This is a genomic window from Streptomyces sp. NBC_01176 (assembly GCF_045039825.1).
Taxonomy (GTDB): Bacteria; Actinomycetota; Actinomycetes; order Streptomycetales; family Streptomycetaceae; genus Streptomyces.
This window is the reverse complement of sequence record NZ_CP108600.1, coordinates 5,640,267-5,657,797: the sequence shown is the minus strand read 5'-3', so window position 1 is coordinate 5,657,797 and position 17,531 is coordinate 5,640,267. Positions and strand designations below refer to the sequence as shown.

Annotated in this window: 16 protein-coding genes; 2 read left to right on the top strand and 14 right to left on the bottom strand. The window is 70.9% G+C overall.

Annotated elements, in window-relative coordinates:
• Positions 1-196: 196 nt before the first annotated feature.
• From OG199_RS24460 to OG199_RS24425, 8 genes are all read right to left on the bottom strand, one after another.
• Entirely contained in the window at positions 197-370 is a 174-nt protein-coding gene (locus tag OG199_RS24460) for a hypothetical protein (protein ID WP_356806582.1), read from the bottom strand.
• Between the two features lie 77 nt (positions 371-447).
• On the bottom strand, positions 448-1,044 hold the full coding sequence (locus OG199_RS24455) for a hypothetical protein (RefSeq protein ID WP_356806583.1): 597 nt from the start codon (positions 1,042-1,044) through the stop codon (positions 448-450).
• A gap of 88 nt (positions 1,045-1,132) precedes the next feature.
• Positions 1,133-2,365 (bottom strand): serine hydrolase domain-containing protein, encoded by a 1,233-nt coding sequence (locus tag OG199_RS24450; protein WP_356806585.1) that lies wholly within the window; start codon positions 2,363-2,365, stop codon positions 1,133-1,135.
• 62 nt (positions 2,366-2,427) lie between these two features.
• A complete protein-coding gene (locus OG199_RS24445) occupies positions 2,428-2,874 on the bottom strand; it encodes an organic hydroperoxide resistance protein (RefSeq protein WP_356806587.1) in 447 nt (148 codons plus the stop codon).
• Positions 2,875-3,008: 134 nt separating this feature from the next.
• The gene (locus OG199_RS24440; RefSeq protein WP_356806588.1) at positions 3,009-3,470 is read right to left on the bottom strand and encodes a MarR family transcriptional regulator; all 462 of its coding nucleotides are present in this window, start codon (positions 3,468-3,470) and stop codon (positions 3,009-3,011) included.
• A gap of 27 nt (positions 3,471-3,497) precedes the next feature.
• Positions 3,498-4,265 carry an energy-coupling factor ABC transporter ATP-binding protein gene (locus OG199_RS24435; protein WP_401800646.1) on the bottom strand — a complete coding sequence of 256 codons (768 nt, stop codon included), beginning with the start codon at positions 4,263-4,265 and terminating at the stop codon, positions 3,498-3,500.
• Positions 4,253-5,014: a cobalt ECF transporter T component CbiQ gene (cbiQ, locus tag OG199_RS24430; protein WP_401800644.1), complete on the bottom strand. Its 762-nt coding sequence runs from the start codon at positions 5,012-5,014 to the stop codon at positions 4,253-4,255. The genes OG199_RS24435 and cbiQ overlap by 13 nt, the downstream gene beginning before the upstream one ends.
• Before the next feature lies 1 nt (position 5,015).
• Entirely contained in the window at positions 5,016-6,065 is a 1,050-nt protein-coding gene (locus OG199_RS24425) for an energy-coupling factor ABC transporter permease (RefSeq protein ID WP_356806593.1), read from the bottom strand.
• A 328-nt stretch (positions 6,066-6,393) separates the two neighbouring features.
• Between OG199_RS24425 and OG199_RS24420 the strand changes: the two genes are divergently transcribed.
• On the top strand, positions 6,394-6,750 hold the full coding sequence (locus tag OG199_RS24420; protein WP_266699688.1) for an SsgA family sporulation/cell division regulator: 357 nt from the start codon (positions 6,394-6,396) through the stop codon (positions 6,748-6,750).
• Positions 6,751-6,760: 10 nt separating this feature from the next.
• Here the strand turns inward: OG199_RS24420 and OG199_RS24415 are convergent, their stop codons facing one another.
• Positions 6,761-8,980 (bottom strand): MMPL family transporter, encoded by a 2,220-nt coding sequence (locus tag OG199_RS24415; RefSeq protein WP_401800639.1) that lies wholly within the window; start codon positions 8,978-8,980, stop codon positions 6,761-6,763.
• Between the two features lie 138 nt (positions 8,981-9,118).
• Positions 9,119-9,706, bottom strand: coding sequence for a TetR/AcrR family transcriptional regulator (locus tag OG199_RS24410; RefSeq protein ID WP_356805423.1), 588 nt, complete (start codon positions 9,704-9,706; stop codon positions 9,119-9,121).
• A gap of 206 nt (positions 9,707-9,912) precedes the next feature.
• Here OG199_RS24410 and OG199_RS24405 point away from each other — a divergent pair, with 206 nt between their 5' ends.
• Positions 9,913-13,383 (top strand): S41 family peptidase, encoded by a 3,471-nt coding sequence (locus OG199_RS24405; protein WP_405831266.1) that lies wholly within the window; start codon positions 9,913-9,915, stop codon positions 13,381-13,383.
• 241 nt (positions 13,384-13,624) lie between these two features.
• Here the strand turns inward: OG199_RS24405 and OG199_RS24400 are convergent, their stop codons facing one another.
• From OG199_RS24400 to OG199_RS24385, 4 genes are all read right to left on the bottom strand, one after another.
• On the bottom strand, positions 13,625-13,954 hold the full coding sequence (locus OG199_RS24400) for a hypothetical protein (RefSeq protein WP_356805427.1): 330 nt from the start codon (positions 13,952-13,954) through the stop codon (positions 13,625-13,627).
• 115 nt (positions 13,955-14,069) lie between these two features.
• The gene (locus tag OG199_RS24395) at positions 14,070-14,948 is read right to left on the bottom strand and encodes an SDR family oxidoreductase (RefSeq protein WP_401800632.1); all 879 of its coding nucleotides are present in this window, start codon (positions 14,946-14,948) and stop codon (positions 14,070-14,072) included.
• Positions 14,945-15,868, bottom strand: coding sequence for an alpha/beta fold hydrolase (locus tag OG199_RS24390; RefSeq protein WP_405831263.1), 924 nt, complete (start codon positions 15,866-15,868; stop codon positions 14,945-14,947). The genes OG199_RS24395 and OG199_RS24390 overlap by 4 nt, the downstream gene beginning before the upstream one ends.
• Positions 15,865-17,391, bottom strand: coding sequence for a flavin-containing monooxygenase (locus tag OG199_RS24385; RefSeq protein ID WP_405831261.1), 1,527 nt, complete (start codon positions 17,389-17,391; stop codon positions 15,865-15,867). Before OG199_RS24385 ends, OG199_RS24390 begins: the two co-directional genes overlap by 4 nt.
• Positions 17,392-17,531 lie beyond the last annotated feature (140 nt).

Sequence of the window (17,531 nt, the reverse complement as noted above, 5' to 3'; positions counted from 1 at the left end):
TCACCGCGGCGGTGCTGTTCGCCGCGTTCACCCACGCCGGCCGTAGTCGCCTGAACACCCCGACCGCAGCCCGTTCCCGCTCTCCCCTACGGGGCGGCCGCAGCGGCCGCATCTCCGGCGCGGCGACATGACGCTCGAAGGTCACCGGCCCTCTTCGATGCGACGGGGCAGGGGCCGTCGCGCGTCGGCAAGGGGCTCAGCGGCGGCCTCGCCGGTCCTCGTAGTTGACGAAGAAGCTCACGACAATGAGCAAGCCGAAAATCCCCACGGCGAAGGTGCCGAGGATCGTCCAGATCCCCTTGCCGTCCAACGCAGAGCGCACCCCACCGGCGAGCCCGCCGACGGACATGCAAAAGCCGAAGACGAGCATCCGTGAACTTTGGGGTCTCAGCCAGTGCCGCAGATCCGGTCGGCGGCGGCCACGCGTGGGCGGGCCCGCGGAATGCGTCATTGGTACCTCACCTTTCCCGGTTCTTCCGGGGCGTCCACATGGGTGTCGCCCGGGGTCCTGGGCTGATTGGGCGTGTAGTAGAAGTCGATCCCCGTCGCAACCACGGCAACCGGCATGCCGAATATCTTCTCGCCGAACTTGCCGATCGTGTTGATGAACGTGGGGCGATGGTGTTTCCCGGTGACGTCGCTCAGGAGCGCGCCCTTGGCGAGGTGCTTGCTGGCCTCGCCGCCGGCCGCGGAGGGGGCGCCGCCGATTGCACCCTGTATCGCGCCGTTGAGGTCCCCATGCATGGCCGCCTCGGCCCCGCCCATCCAGGAGCGGTAACTGAGGAACTCGGCAATGGGCTTGATGGTGCCGCTGCCCCACTTCGCGGGCGGCGTGTACTCCACCGCATCCGTCTTCGTCCGCTGCGCCTGTCGGGCGTCGGTGCTCGCGTCCTTGAGGGAGCCGTAGTACGTGCTGCCGAACTCACGCTTGTCCTTGGCGAGTTGCCACAGGCCCCAGGAACAGGTCGAGTCCGCTTCCGCCGCCCGGGCGACGATCGCATCGATGCGGCGCTGCAGGGCGTCGAAGTCGTCCTGGGTCACCACAGTCTCAGGATCCCCGTGAGACATGCGGTGGGGGGAGATCCGGTGTGGCCAACGGCCTCGTACGGTCCACCCGCGGGCACGCCCCGGGTCACTCCCCGAGTGCCGCCCGCACCGCCCGTACCAGCGCCTGCGCCCGCGGGTCGGCCGTCACGCTCTTGCGAAAACCGTTCGTCACGTACCCGAAGGCGATCCCCGTCCCGGGGTCGGCGAAGCCGAGTGAACCGCCGCGTCCGGGGTGTCCGAAGGAGCCGTCGCCGAGCAGCGGGGACGCGCTGCCGTGCAGCATGTACCCGAGGCCGAAGCGGGTGTGCACGACCAGGATCCGGTCGGGCCCCGCGGACTGTTCGGCGCGGGCCAGTGCGACGCTCTCCGGCGTGAACAGCCGTACGCCGTCCACCTCACCGATCAGCGAGGCGTAGAAGCGGGCCAGGCCGTCCGCCGTCGCGACGCCGTTGGAGGCGGGCAGGACGGCGGCCCGGTAGGCCGGATCGTTCTCGTCCTGCTGCGGGGTGATCGCCGCGAACGCACGGCGGGTGAGCGACTCGGGGTCGGCGTACGCCTCGGAGACCGCCCGCTTCGGACGCAGCCGCAGGCCGCCGCCCTCCGCCGGGGCCTCGATGGGGGCGACCCGGCCCACCCGGCCCGCCTCCGCGTCCGGCAGCCCGACCCACAGGTCGAGTCCCAGCGGCCCGGCGATCTCCTCGGCGATCCAGGTGCCGATCGAGCGCCCGGTGACCCGGCGCACCAGCTCGGCCGTCAGCCAGCCGTACGTCTGCGCGTGGTACCCGTGATCGCTCCCCGGCTCCCAGGCCGGTGTCTGCGCGGCCACGGCGGCCGCGGCCACGTCCGGGTCCGCCGCCTCGGCCGGGGTGAGCGGACGGTCGAGGACGGGCACCCCGGCCCGGTGCGCGAGCACGTGCCGGACCAGGGCGCGCTCCTTGCCACGCGCCTTGAACTCGGGCCAGTAGTGGCCCACCGGGGCGTCGAGGTCCAGTTCCCCCCGCTGGGCGAGCAGCAGCAGGACGGCGGCGGCCACACCCTTCGTCGCCGAGCGCACGATCTGCGCGGTGCCGTGCTCCCAGGGCGCCTCGTCCGCCGGGAAGCCGGGGTCCCCCGCGTCCCGGGTGTCCCGGGTGTCTGCGGTGCCGTCCGCCCCGGCCGACACGGTCGCGTTCTTCGCGCCGCCCCACAGGTCGACGACCTTGCGCCCGTCCCGGTACACGGCGACGGCCGCGCCCCGGTCCCCGAGCGTCTCGAAGTTGCGCAGGAACGCCGCCCTGACCGGCTCGAAGCCCTCGGCCACTGTGCCGTTCACGTTCACGTCCGCACTCCGTCCACTCGCCTGCGACAGTGGCTGCAACACTCGTGCGAAGGCCTGGATTCCTAGCCCAGCAGGATCGTGACCTCGATGTTGTTCCGGGTCGCGTTCGAGTAGGGGCAGACCTCGTGGGCCGCGTCCACGAGCTTCGTCGCGAGGTCCCGCTCGACGACGGGGAGCGAGACGCTCAGGGCGACCGCGAGACCGTATCCGCGCTGTTTGTTGGGCCCGATGCCGACCTTCGCCGCGACGGTCGACCCGGACAGGTCGAAGCCCGCCCGGCGCCCCACCAGGACGAGCGCGTTGTGGAAGCACGCGCTGAACCCGGCGGCGAAGAGCTGCTCCGGGTTGGTGCCGTTGCCGTCGCCGCCGAGCGCGGGCGGCATCGCGACCTTCAGTTCGATCTGGCCGTCCTGGCTGGTGACATAGCCGTCACGGCCGCCGTGCGCGGTCGCCTCGGCGACATACATGATCTTCGTCGGACGAGTGTCGACAGCGGTGCCGTCGATCATGGCGGACCTCCCCCAGGACGGAAAACACAGGAGTGCACAAGTGCATCGTGCACAAGATACTGGCGGGTACGGAGGGCTTGACCACCAGGGGTCGAAGACCGCGGGTAACCCCCGCGCACTCGGAACGGGGCAGGTCAGCGGGCCCGCCCGGCGGCCTCCTCAGCCCGCTCGGCCAGCCCCCGCAACTCCTCCCGCAGGCGCCCCGCCGCGTCACCGTCGAGGCCGGTCGACGCCAGCAGCGCGCGCGGCACCCCCGCCGCGCGCTCCCGCAGCGTCTCGCCGCGCACCGTGACCGTCACCAGCACCGACCGCTCGTCGTGGGCCGAGCGCTCACGACGGACCAGGCCGGCCGACTCCAGTCGCTTCAGCAGCGGCGACACCGTGCCGTAGTCCAGCCGCAGCGCGCCCGCCAGTTCCTTGACGGTGGTCTCGCCGCGCTCCCACAGGAGCAGCAGGACGAGGTACTGCGGATAGGTGAGCCCGAGTTCCTCCAGCAGCGGGCGGTACGCGGCGGTCACGGCGCGCTGGGCCGCGTACAGCGCGAAGCACAACTGGTCGTCGAGGAGCGGCGATCCGGCGTCCTCTTGGTTCGTCACGCGCCCATTGTCAGGGAGCGGCGGGTGTCACGGGGTGCCGATGGCCACGGAACGCGGATCGAATCCGAAGGGCAGTTCCAGCCGGTGGGTGCGCATCAGCCCGTCGTCCGAGAGGAGTTCGCCGGTCCTGCCGTCGGCCGCGATCACACCGTCGCTCAGGATCAGTGCCCGGGGGCACAGTTCGAGCGCGTACGGCAGGTCGTGCGTGACCATGAGGACGGTGACGTCCAGGGACCGCAGGATGTCGGCGAGTTCACGGCGCGAGGCGGGGTCCAGGTTGGACGAGGGTTCGTCCAGGACCAGGATCTCCGGCTCCATCGCCAGGACGGTCGCCACCGCCACCCGGCGCCGCTGGCCGAACGAGAGATGGTGCGGGGGCCGGTCGGCGAAGGCGTCCATGCCGACCTGTTCCAGGGCCGTGCGCACGCGTTCCTCCAGCGCGGCGCCCTTCATCCCGGCCGCGGCCGGCCCGAAGGCGACGTCCTCGCGCACGGTCGGCATGAAGAGCTGGTCGTCCGGGTCCTGGAAGACGATGCCGACCTTGCGCCGGATCTCGGCCATGTGCCGCTTGTCCACCGGGAGTCCGGCCACCGTCACGGTCCCGGCGCCGCCGGTGAGGATGCCGTTGAGGTGCAGCACGAGGGTGGTCTTGCCGGCGCCGTTCGGGCCCAGCAGCGCGACGCGTTCGCCGCGGCCGACGGTGAAGTCCACGCCGAACAGGGCCTGGTGTCCGTCGGGGTAGGCGAAGGCCAGTCCGGCCACTTGCAACGAGGGTGAAGAGGTCACAGGGTCCATCCCAACAGGCAGACGAGCAGGGCGGCGGCGGGCAGGGCGAGCGCGTACGACCACTGCGCCCGCGACGCGGTCACCTCGTCGATGACCGGCATCGAACCGGCGTATCCCCGGCTCACCATGGCGAGATGCACGCGCTCCCCGCGTTCGTAGGAGCGGATGAAGAGCGCGCCCGCCGACTTGGCGAGGACGCCCCAGTGCCGTACTCCGCTCGCCTCGAAGCCGCGCGACTCCCGGGCGATCCGCATCCGCCGCATCTCGTCCGTGATGACGTCGCCGTACCGGATCATGAAGGACGCGATCTGCACGAGGAGGGGAGGCAGCCGCAACCGCTGGAGGCCGAGGAGCAGTTCGCGCAGTTCGGTGGTCGAGGCCAGCAGCACGGAGGCCGCCACGCCCAGCGTTCCCTTGGCGAGCACGTTCCACGCGCCCCACAGTCCGTTGACGCTGAGGGACAGGCCCAGGACGTCCACCCGCTCGCCCTCGGCCACGAACGGCATCAGCACCGCGAAGGCGACGAACGGGACCTCGATCAGCAGCCGTTTGAGCAGGAACCCGGCCGGCACACGGGCTCGCCACGCGACCGTCGCGAGCAGCGCGGCGTACAGCGCGAACGCCCACATCGCCTCGCGCGGGGTCGAGACGACCACCACCACGAAGGCGAAGGCCGCGGCGAGTTTGGTGTGCGGGGGCAGGGCGTGCACCGGTGAGTGCCCGTGCCGGTAGAGGCGGTGGGCGTGGCCCGCGCCCATCTCAGACGCCTTCCGGGAGGGAGGCGGGTGACGCGTCGGCCGTACGGCGCCTGCGCAGTGTCCAGAAGACGGCGGTGCCCGCGACGATCGTGACGCCCACGCCGATCACACCCGCGAGGCCGCCGGAGATGCGGGCGTCGGAGATGTCCTTGACGCCGTACCCGGCGAGCGGGGAGTCCTCGGTGTGGTGCTTCCTGGTGCGCTGGTCGATGCCCTGGTCCTTGGCGACCTTCTCCAGGCCGTCGGGGCTGGCGGAGGCGTAGAAGCTGACGAAGCCCGCGAGGACGAGGGAGGTGACGAGACCGGCGATCCACACCTTGCGGCGGGAGACCGGGGCGGCGGCGGGAAGGGTGGGGGTGACCGCGTCGACCAGTTCGCCGTCCACCCGCAGCTTGAGCCGCTGTTGCAGACCGCGGGCGCCGTACACGAGGTCCGGGCGTACGGCGATGACCGCGCCGACCGTGAGTGCGGTGATCGTGGCCTCGCCGATGCCGATGAGGACGTGGACGCCGATCATCGCGGTGGCGACCTTGCCGATCGCGACGTCGGTGGTGCCGCCGAGCGCGTAGATGAGGGTGAAGGCGACGGCGGCGGCCGGGACGGACAGCAGCGCGGACACGAAGGCGGCCGCGGTGATCGAGCGCCGTCTCCTCGGGAGCACCTTCAGCAGGCCGCGGAAGACGGCGTAGGAGACAACGGTGGTGACGATCGCCATGTCGGTGATGTTCACGCCGAGCGCGGTGAGGCCTCCGTCGGCGAAGAGGATGCCCTGCATCAGCAGGACCACGGAGACGCACAGAACCCCCGTGAAGGGGCCGACGAGAATCGCGGCCAGTGCGCCGCCGAGCAGATGTCCGCTGGTCCCGGCCGCGACCGGGAAGTTCAGCATCTGTACGGCGAAGATGAAGGCGGCGACCAGGCCGGCCAGTGGCGCGGTCCTCTCGTCGAGTTCGCGGCGGGCGCCTCGCAGGCTCACCGCGACGGCGCCGGCGGCGACCAGTCCGGTGGCGGCGGAGACCGGGGCGTTGATGAATCCGTCAGGCACATGCACCGTTCGATGATAGTGCCTTGTTGCGAATGGCTTGCAAGAGCGATGCGCCTATGAATAGCGGAAGGAACGGCGGCCCCGCGACGCGAGGAACCGAGGACCGCCGGCCGTCCCGCCGGACAGCCGTCGGAGGCGACCTGTCGCACCGCCGGGGAGTCCACAAAGGCGTCCTGCCGCACGTCCCGTCACGTGGCGTGCCCCACAGAACCGTGTCACGAGGGCCCCACAGGGGTACCCGATGTCCGAGAGCGGATTCCACGGAATGTGCGACATTGGAAAGGTGACGGATTCGTAGATTCCGCACAGGTTACGCAGCGTAAGGAGTCGGTTCATGTCTGCCGTCGAACAGTACGCACGCGCCCACATCGTCACGGACACGGCCGACTCCGCCGAGGACGAAGGCAGAGCCGTTCCGGTGGCCTTCCACTACGATCCCGAGGCCGATCCCCGCCAGGTGCGCATCACCCTGCCCGGGCCGCACGAGTGGATCTTCCCCCGTGAGTTGCTGGAGCAGGGGCTCCGGGTCCCCGTCAGCAACGGCGACGTACGTGTCTGGCCCTGCGGCCGGGTGCAGGCGGTCATGGAGTTCCACTCCGCCAAAGGGGTGGCGGTCGTGCAGGTCGACTCGAAAGCCCTGATGCGCTTCCTGCGCCGTACCTACATGGCCGCCACCCCGGTGGCTCACTGACCTCGGACGGTCAGACCCGCGCCAACTCGCGGTCGCCGTCCTCGTTCTTCGGGTGGCCGGCGCCCAGCTTGCGCAGCCCCTCGCCCTCGACGTCCACGTTCGGCAGCGCCCGGTCCAGCCACCTCGGCAGCCACCAGGCCTTCTTGCCGAGCAGCGCCAGGACCGCCGGGACGATCGCCATGCGGACGACGAACGCGTCGAAGAAGACGGCGATCGCGAGGCCGAAGCCGATCATCTTGATCATCGACTCACTGGAACCGATGAAGCCGGAGAAGACGGCGATCATGATGACGGCCGCGGCCGTCACCACCCGTGCACCGTGCCTGAAGCCGGTCACGATGGCCTGGCCGGGCTTCTCCCCGTGCACGTACGCCTCGCGCATCCGGGTCACGAGGAAGACCTCGTAGTCCATCGCGAGGCCGAAGACGACACCCACCATGAAGATCGGCATCATCGACATGATCGGGCCGGTCTGCTCGACGCCGATGAGGTTCGCCAGCCAGCCCCACTGGAAGACCGCGACCACCGCGCCGAGCGCCGCCATGACGCTCAGCAGGAAGCCGAGCGCCGCCTTCAGCGGGACCAGGATCGAGCGGAAGACCACGATCAGGAGCAGGAAGGCGAGGCCGACCACCAGCGCCAGATACGGGACCAGCGCGTCGTTGAGCTTCTGCGAGAAGTCGATGTTCATCGCCGTGCTGCCGGTGACCAGCACCTGGGCGTCGGTGTCCGCCTTGATGCCGTCGCCCGCGTCACGGATGGTGTGCACCAGGTTCTCGGTCTTCACCGAGGACGGCTTCGAGTCCGCGATCACCGTGATCATCGCGGTGTCCCCGGGCTTGTTGTACGTCGCCGGAGTCACCGAGACGACGCCCTTGAGGTCCTTGACCGTGTCGGCGACCCGGGTGACCGCGCCCTTGGGGTCGTCGCTCGCCTTGGCGTCCACGACCAGCATCAGCGGACCGTTGAAGCCCGGACCGAAACCGTCGGACAGCAGGTCGTAGGCCCTGCGCTGGGTGGTCGAGGCGGGCTGCGAACCGTCGTCGGGCAGACCCAGTTCCAGCGAGGCCGCCGGTATCGCGGCGGCGCCCAGACCGACCACACCGAGCAGCAGGACGGCGAGCGGACGGCGGACGACGAAGCTCGCCCAGCGGGTGCCCATGTTGGGCCGGCCCGCCTTCTTCGCGGCCCGGCCGCCGCCGAGCAGCCTGCTCTTCTGTCCGGCCGGCTGGACCTTGCGGCCCGCGTAACCCAGCAGGGCCGGGATCATCGTGAGCGCGATCAGGACGGCGATGGCGACCGTGCCGGCCGCCGCGACGCCCATCTTCGTCAGCATCGGGATGTTCACGACGGACAGGCCGACGAGCGCGATCACGACCGTCAGACCCGCGAAGACCACCGCCGAGCCCGCCGTGCCGACGGCCCGCCCGGCCGCCTCCTCGCGCTCGCGGCCCTCGGCGAGTTCGGCGCGGTAGCGGGAGACGATGAACAGCGCGTAGTCGATGCCGACCGCGAGGCCGATCATCATCGCGAGTGTGGAGGTGGTGGTGCCCAGGTCGAGCGCGCTGGCGAGGGCGGTGATGGTCGAGACGCCGATGCCGACCCCGATCAGCGCGGTGAGCAGCGGCAGCCCGGCGGCGATCAGCGAACCGAAGGTGATGACGAGAACGACCGCGGCGATCGCGATACCGATGACTTCGGTGGAACCGGTCTCCGGCGTGGCCTGGAGCGCGTCACCGCCCACCTCGACGGTCAGCCCGCCGTCCCGCGCCTGCTGCGCGGCGGCCTCCAGGGCGTCCTTCGAGGAGTCCTTCAACTCCATCCCGGAGACCTTGTACTTCACCGACGCGTAGGCGATCGAACCGTTCTTGCTGACGGCCTTCGCCTTGAACGGGTCGGTGACGGAGGTGACCTCCGAGCCGTCGCCGAGCGCCTTGACGGTCTTCTCGACGGTCGCCTTGTTGGCCTTGTCCGCCATCTTCTCGCCGCTGGGCGCCTTGAAGACGACGCGCGCGGTCGCTCCGTCGGCACTCATGCCGGGGAAACGCTGCTCCAGCAGGTCGAAGGCCTTCTGCGCCTCGGTGCCGGGTATGGAGAACGAGCTGGCGCCGGCGGCGGGGGCGTTGGCCGCGCCGACTCCCGCCAGCGTCAACAGTGCCACCCAGATCAGGGCGACGAAATGCCGTCGCCGGAAGGCGAGTCGGCCGAGTTTGTAGAGGAACGTGGCCACTAGGGCGTACTCCCGGTCAGGTCGTGGGATGGCAGGGGCTGGTGAGGTCACCCGGTGGGGGGCAGGGGAGATCAGCCCGACGACGTGAGCGGTCGCGTCAGGTACGGATACGGGGGTTCGTCCCGGGGGTGTGCGGGATCAGGCGCCGAGTGCGGGGAGCATCACGGCATCCACGTACGAGGTGAGGAAGGAACGGGTCGGTGGCCGCTCGTCGATGATGCCGCGCACCGCGAAGGCCCCGATCAGCATGTGCAGCACGTACTCCTGCGCGGGGTTGTCCGGGCGGATCTCACCCCGGGCGACGGCACGCTCCAGTACGCGGCGCAGCTCTACGGTCTCCGGTTCGATGATCAGTTCCCGGAAGGCCTTCAGGAGATCGGGGTTCCCGTGCAGTGCCATGGCCAGACCCCGCATCAGCGCGGAGTTCTGCTCCATGCGGCAGTCGTCCTCACGCGTCACCAACGCGTGGAAGTCGCCTGCCAGGGATCCCGTGTCGATGTCGCCGGCGCTCGGCTTCTCGTGCCGCAGCGCCTTCACCACCAGCTCGGCCTTGCCGCCCCACTGACGGTAGAGGGTGGCCTTGCTGGATTTGGTGCGAGCGGCGACGGCGTCCATGGTCAGAGCGTCGTAGCCGACCTCCCTGAGCAGGTCGAGCACGGCCCGGTACAGCTCGGCCTCGCGCTCGGGCGTGATCCGACTGCGACGCACCGTTGCGGCTCCAGTCATCCCACTCACCATCTCCCGCTCAGAACGACTCGGTCCTGTACGTCATCGTTGTACGGCATCTTCTTCGTCTTCGTACGTTTTTCAAGATACCTCGACCGCGAGCGAAACGAAACTGTTTCGTACGTGTGTTGGGTCACGTGCCCGCCGCGCCGGACGTGTCCCCCGCACAAGTTGCCGGGGCCCTCCGAGGGGAAAAGCATGGGGAGGTGAGCGACACGTACGAGAAGGCGACCGCGGACAAGGACACCACCGACCGCGCATCCGGATACCTGCGCTTCCCGCACCTGAGCGGCGACCGGCTGTGCTTCGTGACCGAGGACGATCTGTGGGTGGCACCGCTGGACGGGCAGGGGCGGGCCTGGCGGCTCACCGTGGACCGTACCAAGGTCGGACACCCCCGTTTCTCCCCCGACGGGAGAGACATCGCGTACACGAGCTGGCGCAGCCATGTGCCGGAGATCCATCTGGCACCGGTGGACGGCGGACCGGGCAGCCGCCTCACCTACTGGGGCAGCGCGGACACCCGGGTCTGCGGCTGGTCCCCCGACGGCGACATCCTCGCCGTCGCCTCGCACGGGCAGCCCTTCTCCTATTTCACCTGGGCCCACAGCGTCCCGACCGACGGCGACCCCGGCGGCAACCTGCCCTGGGGACCGGTGTCGGACATCGCGGTCGCCGACATCGACGGCGAACGCAGGACCCTGCTGCTCACCGGCACCCCGCCGCACGATCCCGCCGCCTGGAAGCGCTACCGGGGCGGCGCCATGGGCCGGCTCTGGCTGCACGGGCAGCGTCTGCTCGCCGGCATCGACGGCCACCTCGACTCCCCCATGTTCGTCGGCGGCCGGATCGCGTTCCTCTCCGACCACGAGGGCATCGGCAACCTGTACTCGTGCGCGTACGACGGTTCCGACCTGCGCCGGCACACCGACCACGACGCGTTCTACGCCCGCAACGCCTCCAGCGACGGAAGCCGGGTTGTGTACCAGTGCGCCGGGGACCTGTGGATCGTCGACGACCTGTCCCCCGACTCGATCCCGCGCCGTCTCGACATCCGCCTCGGCGGGCAGCGCGCGGGCCGGCGTCCCTACCAGGTGCCCGCGGCCCAGCACGTGGACGCCATCTCCGTGGACGAGACGGGACGGGCCGGCGCCGTCGTCGTACGCGGCAGCCTGTACTGGCTCACCCACCGCGACGGGCCCGCCCGCACCATCGCCGACACCCCGGGGGTACGGGTCCGGCTCCCCGAGATGCTCGGTTCGGGCGGCCAGGTCGCCTACGTGACCGACGCGGACGGCGAGGACGCCGTCGAGATCGCCTATCTGCCGCGGGCCTCCGGCGCGCGCGAGCCGCGCCGGCTGGCCTCCGGCGAGCTGGGCCGCGTACTGGAACTGGTGGCCGACCCCCAGGGGGAACGGCTCGCGATCGCCTCGAACGACGGACGGCTGCTGCTTCTCGACGCGACGGAGGATGCGGGAGAGACGGAGGAGGTAAGGGAGCCGGAGGAGCCGGAGGAGCCTGCGAGGACGGAGGCTGCGGAAGAGGCCGCTGAGGCGACGGAGGCGACGGAGGCGACGGAGGCGACAGAGGCGACAGAGGCGACAGCGGGCGAGGACGCGGAGGAGACGGGGGTATCCCGCGGGACCGGACGGGCGGAGAACGCGGGAGGCGGGGTCACGGAGCTGATCCAGTCCCTCAACGGACCGGTCCGGGATCTCGCCTTCTCCCCGGACGGGGCCTGGCTGACCTGGTCGCACCCGGGGGTCGGCCGCTCCCTGCGCCAGATCAAGATGGCGCGGATAAAGGACCGGCTCGTCGTCGACGTCACCGACGGGCGCTTCGAGGACGAGAACCCGGTCTTCACCAGGGACGGCCGCTATCTGGCCTTCCTCTCCTGGCGCGGCTTCGACCCGGTCTACGACGTCCACACCGGCGACCTGTCCTTCCCGCTGGGCTGCCGCCCGTATCTCGTCCCGCTGTCCTCCGCCACCCCTTCTCCCTTCGCCCTGAACCCCGACGGGCGGCCGGTCGCCGGAGGCCTGGACCCGGTCGACGACGAGGTTGCCGACGGCGCGGTCAGCGTCGAACTGGAAGGCCTGGAGAGCCGGGTCACCCCGTTCCCGGTCACCGCCTCCAAGTACTCGGCGCTCTACCCGGTCGCGGGCGGCGGGCTGGTCTGGCTGCGCTGGCCGATCTCGGGCGCGCTCGGCGAGACCTTCGCCAACCCCGACGACACCTCGGGGCGTCCGACCCTGGAGCACTTCAACGTCAGCAAGGCGAAGAAGTCGGAACTCGTCGGCCACCTGGACTGGTTCGCGGTGAGCGGCGACGGCTCCCGGCTGGTCGTGGTCGACGAGGGCGAGCTGCGCGCCGTCCCCTCCACCGAGCCCGGCGACAGCGACTCGACGGTCTGGATCGATCTGCGCCGCATCCTCCACGAGGTGGACCCGCCCGCCGAGTGGCGCCAGGCTTACGACGAGGCGGGCCGCATCATCCGCGCCTACTTCTGGGAACCCCACATGTGCGGCATCGACTGGGACGCCGTACTCGCCCAGTACCGCCCCCTGGTCGAACGGGTCGCCTCCCCCGACGAGTTCGCGGACCTGCTGCGTGAGGTCCTCGGCGAACTGGGCACCTCGCACGCCTACGTCGCCGCCGCCCGCCGCAACGAGGGCCCCGGGCACTACCAGCGCTGGCAGGGCCTGCTGGGGGCCAACTTCGTCCGGCGCGACGGCTGCTGGACCCTGAAGCGGATCCTGCCCGGCGACTCCTCCGACTCCAAGGCCCGCTCACCGCTGGCGGGCACCGGCATCCGCGAGGGTGCGGTGCTCACCCACATCGACGGCCGCCCGGTGGACCCGGTGACGGGCCCGTACCCGCTGCTCGCGGGCGCGGGCGGTACGACGGTGGAGCTGACGTTCGTCCCGCCGACGGGTCAGGGACCCTCGCGCCGGGTGGCGGTGGTCCCGCTGATCGACGAGCGGCCGCTGCGCTACCAGGACTGGGTGGCCAAACGCCGTGAGGTGGTCAGGGAGTTGAGCGGTGGCCGCTGCGGCTACCTCCACATCCCTGACATGGGTGGATCGGGCTGGGCACAGTTCAACCGTGATCTGCGGCTGGAGGTCTCGCGCCCGGCGCTCCTCGTCGACGTGCGCGGCAACGCGGGCGGCCACATCAGCGAACTCGTCGTCGAGAAGCTGACGCGCAAGATCCTGGGGTGGGATTTGACGCGCAACGCCCAGCCGGTGTCGTACGCCTCGAACGCTCCGCGCGGCCCGGTGGTCGCTCTCGCCGACGAGGCGACCTCCTCCGACGGCGACATGATCACGGCCGCCTTCAAGCTGCTCGGGCTCGGTCCGGTGGTCGGCCAACGCACCTGGGGCGGAGTCGTCGGCATGACCGGCCGGCACCAGCTCGGCGACGGCACGGTGATCACGGTCCCGATGAACGCGGCCTGGTTCGACGCGTACGGCTGGTCCGTCGAGAACCAGGGTGTCGCCCCGGACCTGGAGGTCCTGCGCACCCCGCTGGACTGGGCGGAGGGCCGTCACGCCGAGATGGACACCGCGATCGAACTGGCCCTGGATCTGCTGAGCACCCACCCGGTGGCCTCCCCGCCCGACCTCTCGGACGTACCGGACCGCACCCGCCCGAAGCTGCCGCCACGCACCCGCTGACCGACGTCCGGCACACGGCCGAGGACCGGCACCCCGCCGGGGCCCGACGCACGGCCGAAGACCGGCGCCCCGCCGAAGACGGACGCGCTGTCGAAGACCGGCGCGACGGCCGTGGACCGGCGCCCGAACCGCCTGGCGCCGCCCGGCCGTTGAGCGACACGCAGCCGTTGAGCGACACGCAGCCGAATGGGGCGCCCCGAAGCCGGGGCGCCCCACTCAGACTTCAAGCAGACGTCCGACGTCAGGCGTCGTAGTCCTCGTCGAAGCGGTCCTGCGCCTCACGGCGCACGCGCTCGTTCTCCGGGATGGAGCGGTCACGCTCCTGAGCCGAGCCCTGCGCCGAACGCTGGGCCGAGCCGGCCGAGCCCTGCGCCGAACGCTGGCCCGCCGCCTGCGGCGAACGCTGGGCCGAGCCCTCCTGCGGGGCGCGGTGGCCCGTCCCCTGCGGGGAGTGCTGGCCGGACTGCTGCGGAGAACGCCGTCCCGGCTCGCTGATCTCCTGGTCCATCTTCTTCTTGCCCTGCTGCTTCATGTTCTCCGCCTTGTTCTGCATCTGGTCCTTCTTGCCCATGCTGTTTCACTCCCATGTGTGGGTGAGGGGATCGGGCTCGACCAGACTTACACGGGGACACTACGCACGCATTTCGATCAGTAACCCACAGTGATCCAGGCGGAATAACCCATGGTCAGACGCCCTGTTCTCGTCTGTCGTCGGCCGCCCCTCCGGCCCCTACGAGCCCCTTGCCGACACTCCCCAGCCGGGGCTCGAACCGCCGCATCTCCCGCTGCCCGACCGCCCCGATGACCGCGGGCAGATAACCGCGGATGCCCTGCATGCCGCGCAGCCACCACTGCGCGTACACATGGCTCGACCGCCGCTCGATCCCGGCGACGACCCGGTCGACGGCCGGTCCGAGCGGATAGGTCTTGTTGGACGGCCAGGGCAGCCGCTGCCGCAGCTCGCGCATCACGTCGTCCTCGTCGGCCCCGCGCACCATGTCGGTGTCGGTCCAGGACAGATATCCGACGCCCACCCGCACGCCCTTGTGGCCGACCTCCGCACGCAGACTGTGCGCGTACGCCTCCACACCCGACTTGGACGCGCAGTACGCCGTCATCATGGGCGCCGGCGTGATCGCCGCGAGCGACGCGATCTGCAGCAAGTACCCCCGGCTTTCCATGAGTACGGGCAGGAACGCACGGGCGGTGACGGCCGAACCGATGAGGTTGACCTCGATGACCCGGCGCCAGGCGACCGGATCGGAGTCCACGAAGGGACCGCCGTTGGCGACACCGGCGTTGGCGACGACGATGTCCACCTTCCCGAACCGTTCCTTCACCTCGCCGGCGACCCGGGCCATCGCCTCGTGGTCGGTGACGTCGGCGTACCAGTGATCGCTCTCGCCGAGCAGCCGCTCCGACACCTGCTTGAGCGCGTCCGGCTCCAGACCGACGAGCGCGACCTTGGCACCACGCGCGGACAGCTTGCGGGCGAGAAGTTCACCGACGCCCCGAGCGGCCCCCGTGACGACCGCGACCTGTCCCTCCAGGCTCACCCTGCTCATGCGCCCTCCTTGATCTGTGCGTAGTCGGCGGCGAGTTCGCGTATCCGTGCGGTCACCACGTCCGGCGCCTCCACGGGTGTCATGTGTCCCATTCTGGTCAGCTCGGTGAGGCCGACGCAGTTCGGCAGCGTCGCGACCAGGGCGCGCGCGTGCACGAGAGGCGTCAGCCGGTCCGCCGTCCCCGCCACCACGGCCGTCGGCACCGCCAGCTCCCGTACCCCGTGGTCGAGGTCGAGCAGGTCGAGCACCTGCGACCAGGCGTGCCGCACCGCGCGCGGACAGGCGTGCACGATCCGCGCACACGCCTCGACCATGCCCGGCGACGAACCGGGGCCCATGGTCGCGTACTTGAGGATCCTGCGGGCGAGCGGCGTGACGGGCCCGAGCGGCGCCCGCGAACCGAGGATCCGCTTCGTGACCTCCGTGCGCAGCCGCCCGGCGGGGAACGGCAGCACGCGCGCCTCGGCCACCAGCCGCGAACTTCCCGTGCTGCACAGCAGAACCGCCGCCGCGTGCTCCCGGAAGCGCGGCCGCACCGAGGCGGCCATCAGCGTCATCCCGCCCATGGAATGCCCCACCAGCACGGCCTTCTCACCCGGCCCGAGGGCGGCCGCGAGCACGGCCTCCAGGTCGTCGGCGAGCGCGTCCGTGCCGCACGCGTCGCTCGCGGGGCTGCGCCCGTGCCCGCGCTGGTCGTACGCGATCACCCGGTGGTCGGCGGCGAGGTCCCGTATCTGCGCCGCCCAGAAGGCGGTCGAGCAGGTCCACCCGTGCGCGAGGACGACGGTGGGCACGGCGGCGTCCGCGGGGCCGTGCACCTCGACGTGCAGCCGGGCGCCGTCGGCGGAGACCACGGTCAGCTCGCGCGCGGGGGCGGGCGGCGCGTAGGGGCCGCTCGCCACGTGCGTCAGTCGGCTCATGCCCCGGCCTCCACCTTCTCCTGGCTCCCCGGCTGCTCGCCCTGCCGCGTCACCGGGGCCCGCAGCACCTCGTACTCCCCGAGGTCCAACCGGCGGGTGGCCGTGCGGAACTCGGTCGTCGTGCCCGGCCAGACCGTCGTGTTGCGGCCCTGCGCGTCGAGGTACCAACTGGTGCAGCCGCCGGTGTTCCACACCGTGCGCCTCATCCGCTCCTGGACCTTGCGGTTCCAGTCCGCCACCGCGCCGGGCCGCGCGTCGAGGGCCACCCGCCCGCCGAGCACACCCAACTGCCGTACGAAGTCGGCCATGTAGTTCAACTGGGACTCGATCATCAGGATCATGCTGGAGTTCCCGAGCCCGGTGTTGGGCCCGATGATCGTCATCCAGTTCGGGAACCCGGCCGCGGAGGCGCCGCGCAGGGCGCTCATCCCGCCCTGCCACGCCTCGGCGAGTGTCCTGCCCTCCGTGCCCACCACCCGATCGGCGATCGGCATGTCCGTGACGTGGAAGCCCGTACCGAAGATGATCGCGTCGACCTCGGCCGTGCTGCCGTCGGCGGCGACGAGGGTGGACCCGTCGATCCTGTCGAGCCCGGAGGCCACCACGTCCACGTTGGGGCGGGTGAGCGCGGGGTAGTAGGCGTTGGAGAGCAGGATCCGCTTGCAGCCGATCCGGTAGTCCGGCGTCAGCTTCGCGCGCAGCGCCGGGTCCTTGACGGCCCGCGCCATGTTGCGCTTGGCCAGCCGCTCGACCAGGCCCAGCTCGTCGGGGTGCTTGGTGAACGCCTGGACCTGCAACTCCCGGATGCCCCAGAGGAGTCCACGACGGGCCTGGGCGGTGAAGGGGAGCATCCGGTGCAGCCCGCGTTCGAGCCCGCTGATGGCCCGGTCGACGCGGGGCATCACCCAGGGCGGGGTGCGCTGGAAGAGGGTGAGGCGCGTGACCTCGGGCTGGACGGCCGGCACGATCTGGATGGCCGAGGCGCCGGTCCCGACCATCGCCACGCGCTTGCCGCGCAGGTCGTAGTCGTGGTCCCAGCGGGCCGAGTGGAAGACCTTGCCGGGGAAGGAGTCGATCCCCGGGATGTCCGGGATCTTGGGGTCGGACAGCGGTCCGGTGGCGGACACGACGAGGTCGGCGCTGAGGGACCCGCTGCTGGTCTCGATGTCCCACCGCAGTTTCTCGCCGTCCCACGTCATCCGCTTCACCTCGGAGTCGAAGCGGAGGTGGGGGCGCAGCCCGAAGACGTCGGTGACGTGCTCCAGATAGGCCCGGATGTGCTCCTGCCCGGAGAAGGTACGGGGCCAGTCGGGGTTCGGCGCGAACGAGAACGAGTACAGATGGGACGGTACGTCGCAGGCGCATCCGGGGTAGCTGTTGTCCCGCCAGGTGCCGCCCACGCCGCCGGCCCGTTCCAGGACGACGAAGTCGGTGACCCCTTCGCGGCGCAGCCGTACCGCCGCCCCCAGGCCTCCGAACCCCGACCCGACCACCGCCACGCGTACATGTTCGTGCTCGGTCATCCCGACGCCTCCCTAGCCGCACGACCCTGCCAGTGAACACTGGCGCAATGGGGAGCGTAGAGCAGCTCCGTACTGATGGGTAGGGGTCGCGACCGGGAAAGTTACCGAGGGTACGACGTAGGGTGCGCACGTGGCGGAGA